The sequence below is a fragment of the Massilia cellulosiltytica genome (assembly GCF_047325105.1).
Classification (GTDB): Bacteria; Pseudomonadota; Gammaproteobacteria; order Burkholderiales; family Burkholderiaceae_D; genus Telluria; species Telluria orientalis.
The window spans coordinates 46,106-60,405 of record NZ_CP168562.1; the positions used below are offsets into that span (position 1 = coordinate 46,106).

The 14,300-nt window shown below is 65.5% G+C and carries 14 protein-coding genes; 9 read left to right on the top strand and 5 right to left on the bottom strand.

Going from position 1 to position 14,300, the window contains the following annotated elements:
* The first annotated feature begins 41 nt into the window (after positions 1 to 41).
* Together ACEN9H_RS00210 and ACEN9H_RS00215 are read left to right on the top strand one after the other, a co-directional pair.
* Entirely contained in the window at positions 42 to 401 is a 360-nt protein-coding gene (locus ACEN9H_RS00210) for a hypothetical protein (protein WP_413673373.1), read from the top strand.
* A 216-nt stretch (positions 402 to 617) separates the two neighbouring features.
* Positions 618 to 1,079 carry a hypothetical protein gene (locus tag ACEN9H_RS00215; RefSeq protein WP_413673374.1) on the top strand — a complete coding sequence of 154 codons (462 nt, stop codon included), beginning with the start codon at positions 618 to 620 and terminating at the stop codon, positions 1,077 to 1,079.
* Between the two features lie 42 nt (positions 1,080 to 1,121).
* On the opposite strand, the gene ACEN9H_RS00220 is transcribed toward ACEN9H_RS00215, so the two are convergent.
* The gene (locus ACEN9H_RS00220; RefSeq protein WP_413673375.1) at positions 1,122 to 2,099 is read right to left on the bottom strand and encodes a GlxA family transcriptional regulator; all 978 of its coding nucleotides are present in this window, start codon (positions 2,097 to 2,099) and stop codon (positions 1,122 to 1,124) included.
* Between the two features lie 87 nt (positions 2,100 to 2,186).
* On the opposite strand from ACEN9H_RS00220, the gene ACEN9H_RS00225 reads away from it, so the two are divergent.
* On the top strand, positions 2,187 to 2,855 hold the full coding sequence (locus ACEN9H_RS00225; RefSeq protein WP_413673376.1) for a DJ-1/PfpI family protein: 669 nt from the start codon (positions 2,187 to 2,189) through the stop codon (positions 2,853 to 2,855).
* Between the two features lie 124 nt (positions 2,856 to 2,979).
* Positions 2,980 to 3,240: a hypothetical protein gene (locus ACEN9H_RS00230; RefSeq protein ID WP_371767387.1), complete on the top strand. Its 261-nt coding sequence runs from the start codon at positions 2,980 to 2,982 to the stop codon at positions 3,238 to 3,240.
* Between the two features lie 105 nt (positions 3,241 to 3,345).
* Here ACEN9H_RS00230 and recG read toward each other — a convergent pair whose 3' ends face one another.
* Positions 3,346 to 5,430, bottom strand: a complete 2,085-nt coding sequence (recG, locus tag ACEN9H_RS00235) for an ATP-dependent DNA helicase RecG (protein ID WP_413673377.1) — start codon at positions 5,428 to 5,430, stop codon at positions 3,346 to 3,348.
* Positions 5,431 to 5,579: 149 nt separating this feature from the next.
* Here recG and queA point away from each other — a divergent pair, with 149 nt between their 5' ends.
* The 5 genes from queA (at position 5,580) to secF (ending at position 11,206) form a co-directional block, all read left to right on the top strand.
* A complete protein-coding gene (gene queA, locus ACEN9H_RS00240; protein ID WP_160410840.1) occupies positions 5,580 to 6,623 on the top strand; it encodes a tRNA preQ1(34) S-adenosylmethionine ribosyltransferase-isomerase QueA in 1,044 nt (347 codons plus the stop codon).
* A gap of 3 nt (positions 6,624 to 6,626) precedes the next feature.
* On the top strand, positions 6,627 to 7,766 hold the full coding sequence (tgt, locus tag ACEN9H_RS00245) for a tRNA guanosine(34) transglycosylase Tgt (protein WP_056123746.1): 1,140 nt from the start codon (positions 6,627 to 6,629) through the stop codon (positions 7,764 to 7,766).
* A gap of 127 nt (positions 7,767 to 7,893) precedes the next feature.
* Positions 7,894 to 8,226: a preprotein translocase subunit YajC gene (gene yajC / locus ACEN9H_RS00250; protein WP_413673378.1), complete on the top strand. Its 333-nt coding sequence runs from the start codon at positions 7,894 to 7,896 to the stop codon at positions 8,224 to 8,226.
* Positions 8,227 to 8,281: 55 nt separating this feature from the next.
* Positions 8,282 to 10,171 (top strand): protein translocase subunit SecD, encoded by a 1,890-nt coding sequence (gene secD / locus ACEN9H_RS00255; RefSeq protein WP_056123752.1) that lies wholly within the window; start codon positions 8,282 to 8,284, stop codon positions 10,169 to 10,171.
* A gap of 12 nt (positions 10,172 to 10,183) precedes the next feature.
* Positions 10,184 to 11,206, top strand: a complete 1,023-nt coding sequence (gene secF, locus ACEN9H_RS00260) for a protein translocase subunit SecF (RefSeq protein WP_413673379.1) — start codon at positions 10,184 to 10,186, stop codon at positions 11,204 to 11,206.
* A 179-nt stretch (positions 11,207 to 11,385) separates the two neighbouring features.
* On the opposite strand, the gene ACEN9H_RS00265 is transcribed toward secF, so the two are convergent.
* The 3 genes from ACEN9H_RS00265 to ACEN9H_RS00275 form a co-directional block, all read right to left on the bottom strand.
* A complete protein-coding gene (locus ACEN9H_RS00265) occupies positions 11,386 to 12,306 on the bottom strand; it encodes a MerR family transcriptional regulator (protein WP_413673380.1) in 921 nt (306 codons plus the stop codon).
* Between the two features lie 433 nt (positions 12,307 to 12,739).
* Positions 12,740 to 13,258, bottom strand: a complete 519-nt coding sequence (locus ACEN9H_RS00270; RefSeq protein WP_413673381.1) for a porin family protein — start codon at positions 13,256 to 13,258, stop codon at positions 12,740 to 12,742.
* Positions 13,259 to 13,453: 195 nt separating this feature from the next.
* Entirely contained in the window at positions 13,454 to 14,290 is an 837-nt protein-coding gene (locus ACEN9H_RS00275; protein WP_056123767.1) for an HDOD domain-containing protein, read from the bottom strand.
* Between the last annotated feature and the right edge of the window lie 10 nt (positions 14,291 to 14,300).

The window sequence follows — 14,300 nt, forward strand, 5'->3', positions numbered from 1 at the left end:
CGACCTGCACCGAACCCCAAAAACTCTGAGGACCCTTCATCATGAAAAAGACCATTGCTACCCTGATCGCCGGCCTGTTCGCAACCGCTGCCTTCGCCCAGGCGCCCGCGCCTGCCGCCACCACGCCGGCCGCGGCCAAGGTCGAAGCCAAGCAGGAGAAGCAGGCTGCCAAGGCTGAAGTGAAGGAAACCAAGGCCGCCGCGAAAGCCGACGTCAAGGAAGCGAAGAAAGACGCCAAGGCCGACGTGAAAGAAGCCAAGGCGGACGCCAAGGAAGTCAAGAAAGAAGCCAAGGCCGACGTGAAGGAAGCGAAGGCGGAAGCCAAGCATGCGAAGGCCGAGCACAAGGCTGAAGTGAAAGCCGAGCACAAAGCGACGACCGTCGCCGCCGTAACCAAGTAACCGGTTCGTTACGCCGTCAAGAAGCCCGCGCGATGCGGGCTTTTTCGTTATTGCCGGCGGCGCCAAAAGGCAATAATCGTTGCACGTCCTGTAAGCATCTGTCAGGCACGTAACCGATTGTAAAGTTCGTCAACAGACGGACAGGCGGGCTCGTTGATGGGAGAAGTCACACACAACGATGTGCACATTGACCGACAACCGAAAGGACCCTTCATCATGAAAAAAACCATCGCTACCCTGATCGCCGGCCTGTTCGCCACCGCAGCTTTCGCCCAGGCACCTGCTCCCAAGCAAGCAGTGCTGGTCAACAACGCCGATGTGAAGGCAACGAAGACGGAGACGAAGGCAGCGCAAGCCGACGTGAAGGAAGCGCACGCCGATGCGAAGACGGCGAAGACCCATGCAAAAGAAGCAAAAGCCAGCGCCAAGCATGCGAAAGCCAAGACGAAGCATGCCGTGAAAGAAGACACGGCCGCCACGACGGCACCGGCTGAAGCGGCAACGCCAGCCACCCCGGCCGCTCCGGCAATGGGCAGCTCGGGTACCGCGGGCACGTCGGATTCCTCGGCGACCCCGGCTACTCCAGCCACGCCGGCTACTCCGGCCACCCCGGCAGATCCTGCCACGCCGGCGACCCCGGCACCGGAAGCCGCACCTGCTGCACCGGTCACCCAGTAACTCTGCAGATCTCCTCACGAAGCCCGCGCGATGCGGGCTTTTTTATTCCGCGTGTTCTGCGTGCATCGCACGGAACAGCCCCGGACTGACGCCGAACCGGCGCGCGAATGCTTTCGATAACTGGCCCGTCGTCGCATACCCGGTTTGCGTGGCCACCGTCTTCAGCGCCATCGACGTCTGCAGCAGCGTGCGCGCATGGTCGAGGCGCAGCGTCTCGACGAAGCGTGCCGGCGTCTCGCCCAGCGCGTCCGTGAAGCGGCGGTGGAAGGTGCGCGGCGACATGCCCGCGCGCTCCGCCAGGCTGGCCACGTCGAGTTCTCCGTCCAGGTGCGCGCGGATCCAGTCGACGAGGCGCGCGAACGGGCTGTCCGCCTTTTCCTGTGCCGCCAGCACGGTGCTGAACTGCGACTGGTAGCCGGGCCGGCGCGCATACAGCACGAGCCGGCGCGCGATCGCGTTGGCGACGGCGTCGCCCAGGTCGCGCGCGACGAGCGCCAGGCACATGTCGATGCCGGTGGTGACGCCGGCCGACGTCCACACGCGGCCGTCCTCCACGTACAGCGCATTCGCATCGACGTCGACGGCGGGATGCCTGCGCCCGAGGATGTCCGTCGCTTCCCAATGCGTGGCGACGCGCTTGCCGTCCAGCAGGCCGCATGCGGCCAGCGCGAAGGCGCCCGTGCACACGGACCCGTAGCGGCGCGCGCGGGCGCAGGCGCGCTGCAGCCACGCTTGCGCGTCCCGGTCCTGCGCGAGCGCCTGCAGGCTGCGGCGGCTGGAGCCGGCGACCAGCACCGTGTCCATCGCGCCCGGCTTCACGCTGGCCAGCGGCCTGGTGACGACGGCGAGGCCGCAGTTGCTCGTCACGGGGCCGCCTTGCGGTGACAGGATGTGCACGCGATAAAAGGTGTAGCCGGCGGCGTCGTTGGCGGCGCCGAACACGGCGGCGGGGCCGGTAACGTCGAGCACCTGGACGTCGTCGAACGTGATCAGCGCAACCTGGCGGGATGATGAGGGCATGGCAGGAATCGACACAAGTTTGACATTGCTGCCAATGCTAGCCGCTTTCTAGAATGGGGTCATCCTTCATCCACAACGGAGCCCGACATGAACATCGGATTTTTGCTGTTCCCCCGCGTGACCCAGCTCGACCTGACCGGTCCCGCCCAGATCCTGAGCCGCGTCCCCGGCGCCCAGGTACACCTCGTGTGGAAGACGCGCGATCCGGTGCCGACCGACGTCGGCTTCACGATCAACCCGACCACGGTCTTCGCCGACTGTCCGCCGCTGGACGTGCTGTGCGTGCCGGGCGGCTTCGGCATCGAAGACCTGTTCGGCGATGCCGACACGCTGGCCTTCCTGCGCCGCCAGGGAGAGAGCGCGCGCTATGTCGCGTCCGTGTGCAACGGCTCGCTCGTGCTGGGCGCGGCCGGGCTGCTCGACGGCTACCGCTCCGCATGCCACTGGATCTGGTTGCCGTTCCTGACGCGCTTCGGCGCCGTGCCTGTCGCGCAGCGGATCGTGCGCGACCGTAACCGGATCTCGGGCGGCGGCGTGACCGCGGGGATCGACTTCGGCCTCGCGCTGGCGGCCGAACTGGCCGGCGACGACGTCGCGCGCATGATCCAGCTGGCGCTCGAATACGATCCGCAGCCGCCGTTCGATGCCGGCTCGCCGCAGGGCGCCGGCGCCGAGCTCGTGGCGCGCTACCGCGAGATGGTGGCGCCGCGGCTGGCGCGGGTCGAGGAGGCGCTGGCGCAAACGGCCGGGCTGTAAGAGATTGTCAGGCGCGTAAGCATTTGTAAATCGCGTCAACAGGGGAGCGTCCCCGGCCGTTTTCAGGCACAAGCGACGCGCAAACGTGGTCGCAGAAACCCAAAACTACCAAGGACTCTTCATCATGAAAAAAATCGTCGCCACCCTGATCGCCGGCCTGTTCGCTACCGCTGCTTTCGCCCAGACCCCGGCTCCGGCCCAGACGACCACGCCGGATTCGGCCACGCCGCCGGCCGTCGCCAAGGCCGAAGCGACGCACGAGAAGCAGGAAGCGAAGAAGACCACGAAGCACGTGAAGAAGGCGAAGCACGCGAAGAAGGCCGCGACCAAGGAAGCCGCGAAGGATGCGGCGGCCGATACGACGGCGCCGGCTGCGACCAAGTAATCCAGTGCATCGTCGTCCCTGCGCAGGCAGGGACCCAATTTCTGCGCGCGCGGCCGTGCACAAAAACTTGGGCCCCCGCCTTCGCGGGGGCGACGTGTTTGGGGTTCACACTTTGAGAAACTCCTCGCGCCCACCAAGCCACCGCTGCAGGTGCGCATCGACAATCGCCTCGGCTTCCGGCCGGTCGGACTCCAGCAGCCACGCCGCCACGTCGCGCGCCTGCTCGACGATCCACTGGTCCGTCTCCAGGTTCGCGAAGCGCAGCATCGCCTGGCCGGACTGGCGCGCGCCGAGGAATTCGCCGGGGCCGCGGATTTCCAGGTCGCGCCGTGCGATCTCGAAGCCGTCCGTCGTCTCGCGCATCGTCATCAGGCGCTGTTTCGCCACGGGCCCCAGCGGGCTCTGATACAGCAGCAGGCACACGCTCGCCGCCGAACCTCGGCCCACGCGGCCGCGCAACTGGTGCAGCTGCGACAGGCCGAAGCGCTCGGCGTGCTCGATCACCATCAGTGATGCATTGGGCACGTCCACGCCCACCTCGATCACCGTCGTCGCCACGAGCACGTGCACCTCGCCCGCGGAAAACGCGTCCATGATCACCTGCTTTTCCGCCGGCTTCATGCGGCCGTGCACGAGGCCGACGACGAGGTCGGGCAGGGCTTGCGCGAGCGTCTCGTAGGTCTCGGTGGCCGTCTGCAGCTGCAGCGCTTCCGATTCCTCGATCAGCGGGCAGACCCAGTACGCCTGCCGGCCTTCCTGCGCGGCCGCGTGCACGCGCTCGATCACTTCGTCGCGCCGGTTCTGGTCGATGGCGCGCGTGACGATGGGCGTGCGGCCCGGCGGGAGTTCGTCGATGACGGAGACTTCCAGGTCGGCGTAGTACGTCATCGCCAGCGTGCGCGGGATCGGCGTCGCCGACATCATCAACTGGTGCGGGACGAGGCCGTCGGACCCCTTGTTGCGCAGGGTGAGGCGCTGGCCGACGCCGAAGCGGTGCTGTTCGTCGACGAGCACGAGGCCCAGCTTCGCGAACTGCACGGTGTCCTGGATCAGGGCGTGCGTGCCGATCACGAGCTGCGCTTCGCCCGATTCCGTCATCTCGCTGGCCGCCGTCTTCTCCTTCTTTTTCAGGCTGCCCGTCAGCCACGCGACCTTCACGCCCAGCGGTTCCATCCACGCGGCGATCTTGCGGAAGTGCTGCTCGGCCAGGATCTCCGTCGGCGCCATCAGCGCGGCCTGGTAGCCGCTGTCGATGGCCTGCGCGGCGGCGAGGGCCGCGACGACGGTCTTGCCGCTGCCGACGTCGCCCTGCAGCAGGCGCTGCATCGGGTAATCCTCGCGCAGGTCGCGGCGGATCTCTTCGACCACGCGCTGCTGCGCATTGGTCAGCTTGAACGGCAGGGCTTCCAGAAACGACGCGGACAATGCGCCGACCGCGCCGAGCACAGGCGCCCCTTTTTCTCGGCGTGCCTGCTGCGCGCGTTTCAGCGACAGCTGCTGCGCGAGCAGTTCGTCGAACTTCACGCGCGTCCACGCGGGGTGGCTGCGTTCCGTCAGCGCGTGCTCGTCGACGTCCGGCGGCGGGTAGTGCAGCAGGCGCACGGCCGGCTGGAACTCGGCCAGGTTCAGCTTTTCGCGCACGGCGCGCGGCACGGTGTCGGTCCAGTCCACGCGCTTCATCGCGTCGGCGATCGCGCGCCGCAATATCGTCTGCGACAGGCCTTCGCCGGCCGGGTACACGGGCGTGAGGGCGTTGGGGAGCGGGGCGCCCTCGTTGACGATCTTGTACACCGGGTGGACCATCTCGGCGCCGAAGAAGCCATGCCGGACCTCGCTGCGGGCGCGCACGCGCGTGCCCTCGGCCAGCTGCTTCACCTGGCTGCCGTAGAAATTCATGAAGCGCAGCTGGATGTCGGACGTCTCGTCGGCGATGGTCACGAGCAGCTGGCGCCGCGGTTTATAGGCGATCTCGTTCTTCGTGACGACGCCTTCGACCTGCGACACGTGGCCGCCACGCAGGCAGGCTTCGCGGATGGGGACGATCTGCGTCTCGTCCTCGTAGCGCATCGGCAGGTGCAGGACGAGGTCCATGTCCGTGCGCAGGCCGAGCTTGGCGAGCTTGCTCTCGATGCTTTTCGGTGCTTGTTTGGCTGCGGCTTTGGCCGCCGGTTTGGCGTTCGTGGCTGGCATGGCGGTTCGTTGGCGCGTGTTGTCGGCTTATCAGGATTTGGGCATAACGGTTATGGCCTGCGCCCGCCGGCCGGAATCCGGGTGTAAAATAATGGGTTCGCCGCACGCTGTAGCCCATATTGTAAGGCGGCTCGACGAGTTTTTCCCAGATGAGCAAAACGTACTCCCTCTCCGACTTCGATTTCGACCTGCCCCCCGAGCGCATCGCCCAGGTGCCGCTGCCCGACCGCAGCGCATCGCGCCTGCTGCATCTGGACGGCGACCGCATCACCGACCGACAATTCTCCGACATCGTCGACCAGCTGCAGGCCGGCGACACGCTCGTGATGAACAACACCCGGGTGCTGAAGGCGCGCTTCTTCGGCCAGAAGGACACCGGTGGCCAGGTCGAGGTGCTCGTCGAGCGCGTGCTCGACCCGCGCACGGTGCTTGCGCAGGTGCGCGCGTCGAAGTCGCCGAAGCCCGGCTCGCGCATCCGCCTCGCGGACGCGTTCGAGGTCGGCGTCGGCGAGCGTGCCGGCGAGTTCTTCACGCTGCACTTCGACGGCGACGTGTTCGAGCTGATCGAGGCGCACGGCCGCCTGCCGCTGCCGCCGTACATCGAGCACGATGCCGACGATTTCGACGAGCAGCGTTACCAGACCGTCTATTCATCGGCGCCGGGTGCCGTCGCCGCGCCGACCGCCGGCCTGCACTTCGACCAGGCGCTGCTCGACAAGGTCGCGGCGAAAGGCGTGCGCATCGCATACGTGACCCTGCACGTCGGCGCCGGCACGTTCCAGCCCGTGCGTGTCGAGAATCTCGCCGAGCACAAGATGCACAGCGAGTGGTACACGATCCCGCAAGAGACCGTCGACGCCGTGCGCGCCGCGCAGGCCGCGGGCCGCGATGTCGTCGCCGTCGGCACCACGTCGCTGCGCGCGCTGGAGTCGGCGTCGCAGTCGGGCGCCCTCGCGGCCGGCAGCGGCGACACCAACCTGTTCATCACCCCGGGTTACCTGTTCAAGACGGTCACCCGGCTGATCACGAACTTCCACCTGCCCAAGTCGACGCTGATGATGCTCGTCTCGGCCTTTGCCGGCTACGACGAGATCCGCGCCGCGTACGCGCACGCGATCGCCAGCGAATACCGCTTCTTCAGCTATGGCGATGCGATGCTGCTTACGACGCATTCACGCGCCACCAGGAATTGAATCATGCTCGAATTTACCCTTCTTAAAAAAGACACGAGCGGCCTGTCGCACGCCCGCCGCGGCCGTTTAAAGCTGAACCACGGCACCATCGAGACGCCGATCTTCATGCCCGTCGGGACCTATGGCTCCGTCAAGGCGATGGCGCCGAACGAGCTGAAGGAAGTGGGCTCGCAGATCATCCTCGGCAACACCTTCCACCTGTGGCTGCGCCCGGGCACGGACGTCATGGACAAGTTCGGCGGCCTGCACGGCTTCATGGGCTGGGACAAGCCGATCCTCACGGACTCCGGCGGCTTCCAGGTGTTTTCGCTGGGCGCGATGCGCAAGATCACGGAAGAGGGCGTGAAGTTCGCGTCGCCCATCGACGGCTCGCGCCTGTTCCTGTCGCCGGAAATCTCGATGCAGATCCAGCGCTCGCTGAACTCGGACATCGTGATGCAGTTCGACGAGTGCACGCCGTACGAGATCGACGGCCGTCCGGCCACCGCCGAGGAAGCGGCCAAGTCGATGCGCATGTCGCTGCGCTGGGCCCAGCGTTCGATGAACGAATTTAACCAGGGCGAGAACCCGAACGCGCTGTTCGGCATCGTCCAGGGCGGCATGTACGAGCGCCTGCGCGACGAATCGCTCGCCGGCCTGGAAGAGATTGATTTCCCGGGCCTGGCCATCGGCGGCCTGTCGGTGGGCGAGCCGAAGGAAGACATGATGCGCGTGCTGCAGCACGTCGGCCCGCGCCTGCCGGAACACAAGCCGCACTACCTGATGGGTGTCGGCACGCCGGAAGATCTGGTGGAAGGCGTGGCGAACGGCGTCGACATGTTCGACTGCGTGATGCCGACCCGGAACGCGCGCAACGGCTGGCTGTTCACCCGCTTCGGCGACCTCAAGATCAAGAACGCCCGCTACAAGGACGACCAGTCGCCGCTGGACGAGTCGTGCTCGTGCTACTGCTGCAAGAACTTCTCGCGCGCCTACCTGCACCACCTGCACCGCTCCAAGGAGATCCTGGGCGCGCGCCTGAACACCATCCACAACCTGCATTACTACCTGAACCTCATGCAGGAGATCCGCGACGCCATCGATGCGGATCGGTTCCACGCCTTCCGCCTGCAGTTCAACGCGGACCGCGCCCGCGGCGTGTAAACAATTAAATTTCCGATAATATCTTGCATTTCGGCATGCCAGTTCCCACATCGGGGGAATTGGCTGTTGCCAGTTTGCCGGTGCTAGAATACAGCGCTTGTTTTTTCATCTCATAATCGGAGTCCTTGTGTTCATTTCCAACGCTTACGCGCAAACCGCCGGTGCAGCCGATCCGGGTCTGATGGGTAACCTCACCACGTTCGCCCCGCTGATCCTGATGTTCGTGGTCATGTACTTCCTCATGATCCGTCCGCAGCAGAAGCGCCAGAAAGAACTGAAAACCATGATGGACGCGCTGTCCAAGGGCGACGAAGTCATCACCGTCGGCGGCATGCTGGGCCGCGTGACCAAGGTCACCGACACGTACGTGACCGTCGAAGTGTCGGCCGGCACCGAAGTGGTCGTGCAAAAGAACGCCGTGACCGCGCTGCTGCCGAAGGGCACGCTGAAGTCCCTGTAATCCGGCCGCGCGGCCCGCGCCGCGCTTTCCGCCCGATCCTGAACGCTGGAACATCATGAATCGTTACCCCCTCTGGAAGTACATACTGATCCTCGCGACAGTACTCGTTGGCCTGCTGTACACGGCGCCCAACTATTTCGTCGACTCGCCGGCACTGCAGGTGACGACCTCCAAGGCGACCGTCAAGGTCAACAGCGACACGGCCACCCGGGTTGCCGAAGCGCTCAAGCGCGACGGTATTCCTGCCGACGCCGTGGGTCTGGAAGGTTCGGGCGACAGCGCTTCCGTGCGCGCGCGCTTCGCGACCCCCGATATCCAGTTCAAGGCGAAGGCGGCGCTGGAGCGCGACCTGAACCGTGACCCGGCCGACCCCGACTACATCGTCACCGTCAACCTGGTCAAGAACACGCCGGCCTGGATGCAGGCCATCAACGCCAAGCCGCTGAACCTGGGCCTCGACCTGCGCGGCGGCGTGCACTTCCTGCTGCAGGTGGATGCGAAGGCCGTGGAGGAAACCCGCATCAAGGGCGTCCTGTCCAGCGTCCGCAGCGAGCTGCGCGACAAGAACATCCGCCACGCCGGCATCGACCGCGTCGGCAACAATGTCGAGATCAAGTTCCGCGACGAAGCCACCCGTACGCAGGCGCGCAACGTGCTGGCCGCGCAGAACGCCGACCTGGCGTTCTCCGACGCCGCCGACGGCTCCGACCTGAAGCTGGTCGTCACCCTGAAGCCGGCCGCGCTGCAACGCGTGGTGGAAGAGGGCGTCAAGCAGAACATCAGCGCGCTGAGCAAGCGTATCAACGAACTGGGCGTGAGCGAGCCCGTGATCCAGCAACAGGGCCGCGACCGCATCGTCGTCCAGCTGCCGGGCGTGCAGGACGTGGCTCACGCGAAGGACATCATCGGCCGTACCGCCACGCTGGAATTCCGCGTGACCGACGATACCGTCACCCCGGGCACCGAGCTGTCCGCCGCGATCCCGCTGAATTCGGAACTGTTCACCGAAGGCGCCGGCGCACCGGTCGTCGTGTCGAAGGACGTCCTCGTGAGCGGCGATTCGGTCATCAACGCCGTCGCCGGCTTCGACCAGAACCAGCGTCCGGCCGTGAACATCGAGCTGAACGCCGACGGCGGCCGCAAGATGCGCGCCATGACCCGCGAGCGCGTCGGCAAGCGCATGGCCACGCTGCTGAAGGAAAAAGGCAAGTACAACGTGCTGCAGGTCGCGACCATCCAGAGCGAATTCGGTTCGAATTTCCAGACCACCGGCATGGCCAGCCCGCAGGCCGCCGCCGAGCTGGCGCTGCTGCTGCGCTCCGGCGCGCTGTCGGCCCCGATGGAGTTCGTCGAGGAACGCGTCGTCGGTCCGCAGCTGGGCGCCGAGAACATCGCGAAGGGCCTGCACTCCACGCTGTGGGGCTTCGTGGCGATCGCGATCTTCATGGTGATCTACTACCAGCTGTTCGGCTTCTTCAGCGTCGTGGCGCTGGCGTGCAACCTGCTGTTCCTGCTCGCGCTGCTGTCGATGCTGGGCGCGACGCTGACCCTGCCGGGTATCGCGGCAATCGCGCTGGCGCTGGGTATGGCGATCGACGCCAACGTGCTGATCAACGAGCGCATCCGCGAAGAACTGCGTGCGGGTAACACACCGCAGGCGGCCATCTCGGCCGGTTTCAGCCATGCGTGGGCGACCATTCTCGACTCGAACGTGACGACCCTGATCGTCGGCCTGGCGCTGCTGGTGTTCGGTTCGGGCGCCGTGCGCGGCTTCGCCGTCGTGCACTGCCTGGGCATCCTGACGTCGATGTTCTCGGCCGTGTTCCTGTCGCGCGGCGTCGTGAACCTGTGGTACGGCCGCAAGAAGAAGCTCGGCAAGATCGCCATCGGCACCGTGTGGAACGCGGATGCCGCCGCGGCCAAGGCGGCCGTCAAGAAAGGATAATCGGGGTAGACCATGGAATTTTTCAAGATTAAACGGGACATCCCGTTCATGCGCCACGCGTTGATCTTCAACGTGATCTCGGCGCTGACCTTCGTCGCCGCGGTGTTCTTCCTGGTGACCAAGCACCTGCACTTCTCGGTCGAGTTCACGGGCGGTACCGTGATGGAACTGCGCTACCCGCACGCGGCCGAGCAGGAAAAGATCCGCCACACGCTGGAAAAACTGGGTTACGAGCAGCCGGAAGTGACGAGCTTCGGTACCGCGCAGGACATCATGCTGCGCCTGCCGATCCGCAAGGACGTCGCCGGTTCGGGCACGTCGGCCACCGTGTTCAACGCGCTGTGCGCGGCCGAAGCCGGCATGCCGAAGCAGGTGCAAATCACCACCGACAAGGGCGAGAACGTCGCCCGCACCAGCTGCGTCAACGCGGCCGGCGCGGAAGTGCTGAGCCAGCAGCGCGTGGAATTCGTCGGCCCGCAGGTCGGCGACGAGCTCGCGCAGAACGGCCTGAACGCCCTGATCATGGTCGTCGTCGGCGTGATGATCTACCTGGCCGTGCGCTTCGAGTGGAAATTCGCCGTCGCGGCGATCGTCGCCAACCTGCACGACGTCGTCATCATCCTGGGCTTCTTCGCCTTCTTCCAGTGGGAATTCTCGCTGACCGTGCTGGCCGCCGTGCTGGCCGTGCTGGGCTACTCCGTGAACGAATCGGTCGTGATCTTCGACCGGATCCGCGAGACCTTCCGCAAGGAGCGCAAGCTGTCCGTGACCCAGGTCATCGACCACGCGATCACGAGCACGATCTCGCGTACGATCATCACCCACGGCTGTACCGAGATGATGGTCCTGTCGATGCTGTTCTTCGGCGGCCAGACGCTGCACTACTTCGCGATCGCGCTGACCATCGGTATCCTGTTCGGTATCTACTCGTCCGTGTTCGTCGCGGCCGCCATCGCCATGTGGCTGGGCGTCAAGCGCGAAGACCTGATCAAGCCGATCAAGGCCAAGGACGAAACCGACGGCGCCGTCGTGTAAGTTCGCGGGTCTCCATGACAGCAAAAGCCGCCCGGCCTGGCCGTGGCGGCTTTTGTTTTTTACTTTGTGTGAAACAGCGCACAGAGCGCCGACACAAGGCGGCCGTAAGATGGACTCGTCTCTTTCAGGACATCCCTAGTTTTGGACTTCACCCGCTCCCGCAAGGAGCGGGTTTTTTTTTAGGCCGGCGGCAGCGGGATCCCTTCCGCGCGCGCCAGCCGCTCCAGCGCCGCCTCGAGGATCATGCGGGCCTGGCCGGCCGACTGGTGCAGATCCAGGTGGACTTGCGCATCCGCGCTGTTGCGCGACGCGCACTGGGCGCTGTAGCGCTCGAAGCTGCCCACCATCAGCAGCAGTTCCGCCATGTGGCGCGGGCATTCGCAGGCCAGCGCGCTGCTCGCGCCCGTGATGCCGGCCAGCGTCTCTTCGTCGAAGCGCGGCCCCGCGGACGGGCCGTGCGCGGCGCGGGGCGGCAGATGCTGTCCTTCCAGCGCCTGCCGGCACAACGGCACCAGTTCACCCATCTCGGATGGCACGCGCGCCACGAGCCAGCCCTGCGCCCTCAGCGCGCGGATGGCCGCGCTCGGGCTGAAGCGGTACAGCACGACGACGGCCGCCGCGTGCAGGGCGCTGCTCGCCGCTTCGATCATCGGGATCGCCTGTTCGTCGAGCTCGGACAATTCCACCAGCAGCACCTCGGTGCGCAGGTCTGGCCCGAGGCAGTCGGCGGGTTCGAAACGCGAGCAACTGGCCTGCACGTTCAGCAGCAGGGTGTCGTGCGGGCTCGCGGCGATCCGGCGCGCGAGGCCCAGGCCGATGACGACGACGTCGATGGGCCGCACAAGCACGCCGTCGCGCGGTGCGCCGCCGCCCAGCCTGCGCAATTCGTCCGTGGACAAATGGGCCAGCTGGCCGATGGGATGGCCGCGGTCGACCAGTTGTTTCAGCAGACCCAGGCGTTGCACCTGGTCCGCCGTGTACAGGCGCTGGCCGCTGGCCGAGCGGCGCGTGCCCGACAGGTCGTAGCGCCGTTCCCACACGCGCAGGGTTTCCACCGACAGGCCCGCCAGGCGGGCCGCTACGCCGCTGCGGTAGGTCAAGTCACTGGCATTGTCCTGGGGTTGTTCGTCTATTGCATTCATGTGAACCGAAGTTGAACCGGAAAGTCTCGATTATATCGGGTCAATGGTTGGACGCGACCTGAATTTACATCTACATTGTCAGTGTGTAGCAACCAAGCTGGTTGGGCGTCCTTTGGCGGGATTGCCCTTGGCGCCACCTGCGGGTGGCGTCCTTTTTGCGCTTGGGCACGAATTAGTCAAAATATTTAACAAATGTGAGTTCACGCACAGAGTGCACGCGCCGTGGGAACTAAGATGGACTCGTCTCTTTCAGGACATCCCTAGTTTTGGACTTTGCCCACTCCCCGGAGTGGGCATTTTTTTATCTGGATGCCATAAAAAAAACGTCGTCCATGCTTGCGCAGGGACGACGTCGGTGCAGCAGACCCGTTGCCGGGTCCGGGGAGGGGAATCAGAAGCCGTATTTCAGGCCGACGGTGTAGACATCGGCCTTGGCGCCGAATGCCTTGTCCTTGCCGTAGCGTTCGTACTCGGCGTTCAGGGCCAGGTTCTGGTTCAGCTTGTACTCGACGCCGACGCCGCCGTACAGGCCGGTGTCGTAGCTGTTGACCTGACCCAGGGTGCTGCTGCTGTACTTGCGCTCGTTGTACGACACGCCCAGCTTGCCGTAGCCGGTGAAGCGCTCGCCCAGCGGCATGCTGTACTTGCCGGCGACATAGGTGCCGGAACCTTTCACGTTGCCGAGGGACGTGTCCTGCTTGTCGAAGTTCGTGTAGCCGGCTTCGACGCCCCAGTTCTGGTCGAATTCATAGCCGCCGTAGATCTTGGCGCTCGTGTGGTAGTCGTCGGTCGACTTGTTGTCCGCGGTGGCGGCGCCGATGCCGACGTAGGCGTGCGGCAAGGTGGTCTGGGCTTGTGCGACGCCGGCGACGGCGGAGGTGGCGATCAGTGCGAGCAGCAGTTTCTTCATGGTTCACTCCTTGGTGTTCTCGGGCTCGCGATTCGTCGTGAATCGCAATATGGCCAAGATAGCACCATGTTTCCCTAAGAGAAGTTCTTAAACGGTAAGGAATGTAACAAGATGAAAGTAAGTGACTCGAAAGTCACATATGTACGAACGACACCGGCCGCATGCAGCGGCCGGTGTCGAGGTGAGGATCGGGAATCAGGCCAGCGCGGCCGTCAGGCTGTGCACTTCATCCTCCGATTCCTGGAGGATGGTTTTCAGCGTGCCTTCGCCGACGGCGAAGTCGATGGTGGCGCCCACCTGGATGCCGGACACGCCAATATCGCGTTCCAGTAGCGGCGATGCGACGGGAGACAGGTCGTTCGCCAGCAGCAGCGTGTCGCCCAGCGTTTCCGGCGGCAGCGCGCGCATGCCGTTCCACAGCGCCTCGATGGCGCCCATCACGGGGGCAGGCACGCCCAGCTTGAGCAGGACGCCGCGGCCGATGGCCGTCTCGCCATGCTCGATCCATTCGTCGGCGCCGCCGTCCAGGAGACCCGGAAACTCGGCCGCGCGCGACAGCAGGTAAAAGCCGCCGACTTCGTGCACGATGCCGGCGAACATCGCCGTTTCCGGATCGACGAACGACACGCGCCGCGCGATGACCTGCGACAGCGCGGCCACGTGGGTCGAGTGCAGCCACAGTTGATCGGCCTTGGCGCGCAACTCGGGGTCGTGGATTTCGCTCGCCAACTGGCGCACGATGACGGCGGCGGCGAGCGCGCCCAGCGTGCGGAAGCCGACGCGCTGCACGGCCGCCTTGACGTTGGTGACGTCGTTGCCGAAGCGGTTATAGGCGGCCGAGTTGGCGATGGCGACGGTGCGGGCGGCCAGCAACGGCTCGGTCTGCACGAGGCGCGCCGCTTCGTCGATGTGGCATTCCGGGTCGGTCAGCGTGCGCTGCAGCTTGAGCGTCGCGTCGACGTGGGTAGGGAAGTGGAGGTCGCCGCGCCCGGCCTGCGCGGCAATGCTCTTGAGGGCGTCGATTCTGTCCATGGGAAAAAAT

What these genes read in the sequence shown, in the direction of transcription:
- ACEN9H_RS00270 (WP_413673381.1), bottom strand. Translation starts at nt 13,258, where the DNA reads ATGAAGAAACTGCTGCTCGCACTGATCGCCACCTCCGCCGTCGCCGGC.
- secF (WP_413673379.1), top strand. Translation starts at nt 10,184, where the DNA reads ATGGAATTTTTCAAGATTAAACGGGACATCCCGTTCATGCGCCACGCG.
- recG (WP_413673377.1), bottom strand. Translation starts at nt 5,430, where the DNA reads ATGCCAGCCACGAACGCCAAACCGGCGGCCAAAGCCGCAGCCAAACAA.
- ACEN9H_RS00230 (WP_371767387.1), top strand. Translation starts at nt 2,980, where the DNA reads ATGAAAAAAATCGTCGCCACCCTGATCGCCGGCCTGTTCGCTACCGCT.
- ACEN9H_RS00210 (WP_413673373.1), top strand. Translation starts at nt 42, where the DNA reads ATGAAAAAGACCATTGCTACCCTGATCGCCGGCCTGTTCGCAACCGCT.
- tgt (WP_056123746.1), top strand. Translation starts at nt 6,627, where the DNA reads ATGCTCGAATTTACCCTTCTTAAAAAAGACACGAGCGGCCTGTCGCAC.
- queA (WP_160410840.1), top strand. Translation starts at nt 5,580, where the DNA reads ATGAGCAAAACGTACTCCCTCTCCGACTTCGATTTCGACCTGCCCCCC.
- secD (WP_056123752.1), top strand. Translation starts at nt 8,282, where the DNA reads ATGAATCGTTACCCCCTCTGGAAGTACATACTGATCCTCGCGACAGTA.
- ACEN9H_RS00225 (WP_413673376.1), top strand. Translation starts at nt 2,187, where the DNA reads ATGAACATCGGATTTTTGCTGTTCCCCCGCGTGACCCAGCTCGACCTG.
- ACEN9H_RS00275 (WP_056123767.1), bottom strand. Translation starts at nt 14,290, where the DNA reads ATGGACAGAATCGACGCCCTCAAGAGCATTGCCGCGCAGGCCGGGCGC.
- ACEN9H_RS00220 (WP_413673375.1), bottom strand. Translation starts at nt 2,099, where the DNA reads ATGCCCTCATCATCCCGCCAGGTTGCGCTGATCACGTTCGACGACGTC.
- ACEN9H_RS00215 (WP_413673374.1), top strand. Translation starts at nt 618, where the DNA reads ATGAAAAAAACCATCGCTACCCTGATCGCCGGCCTGTTCGCCACCGCA.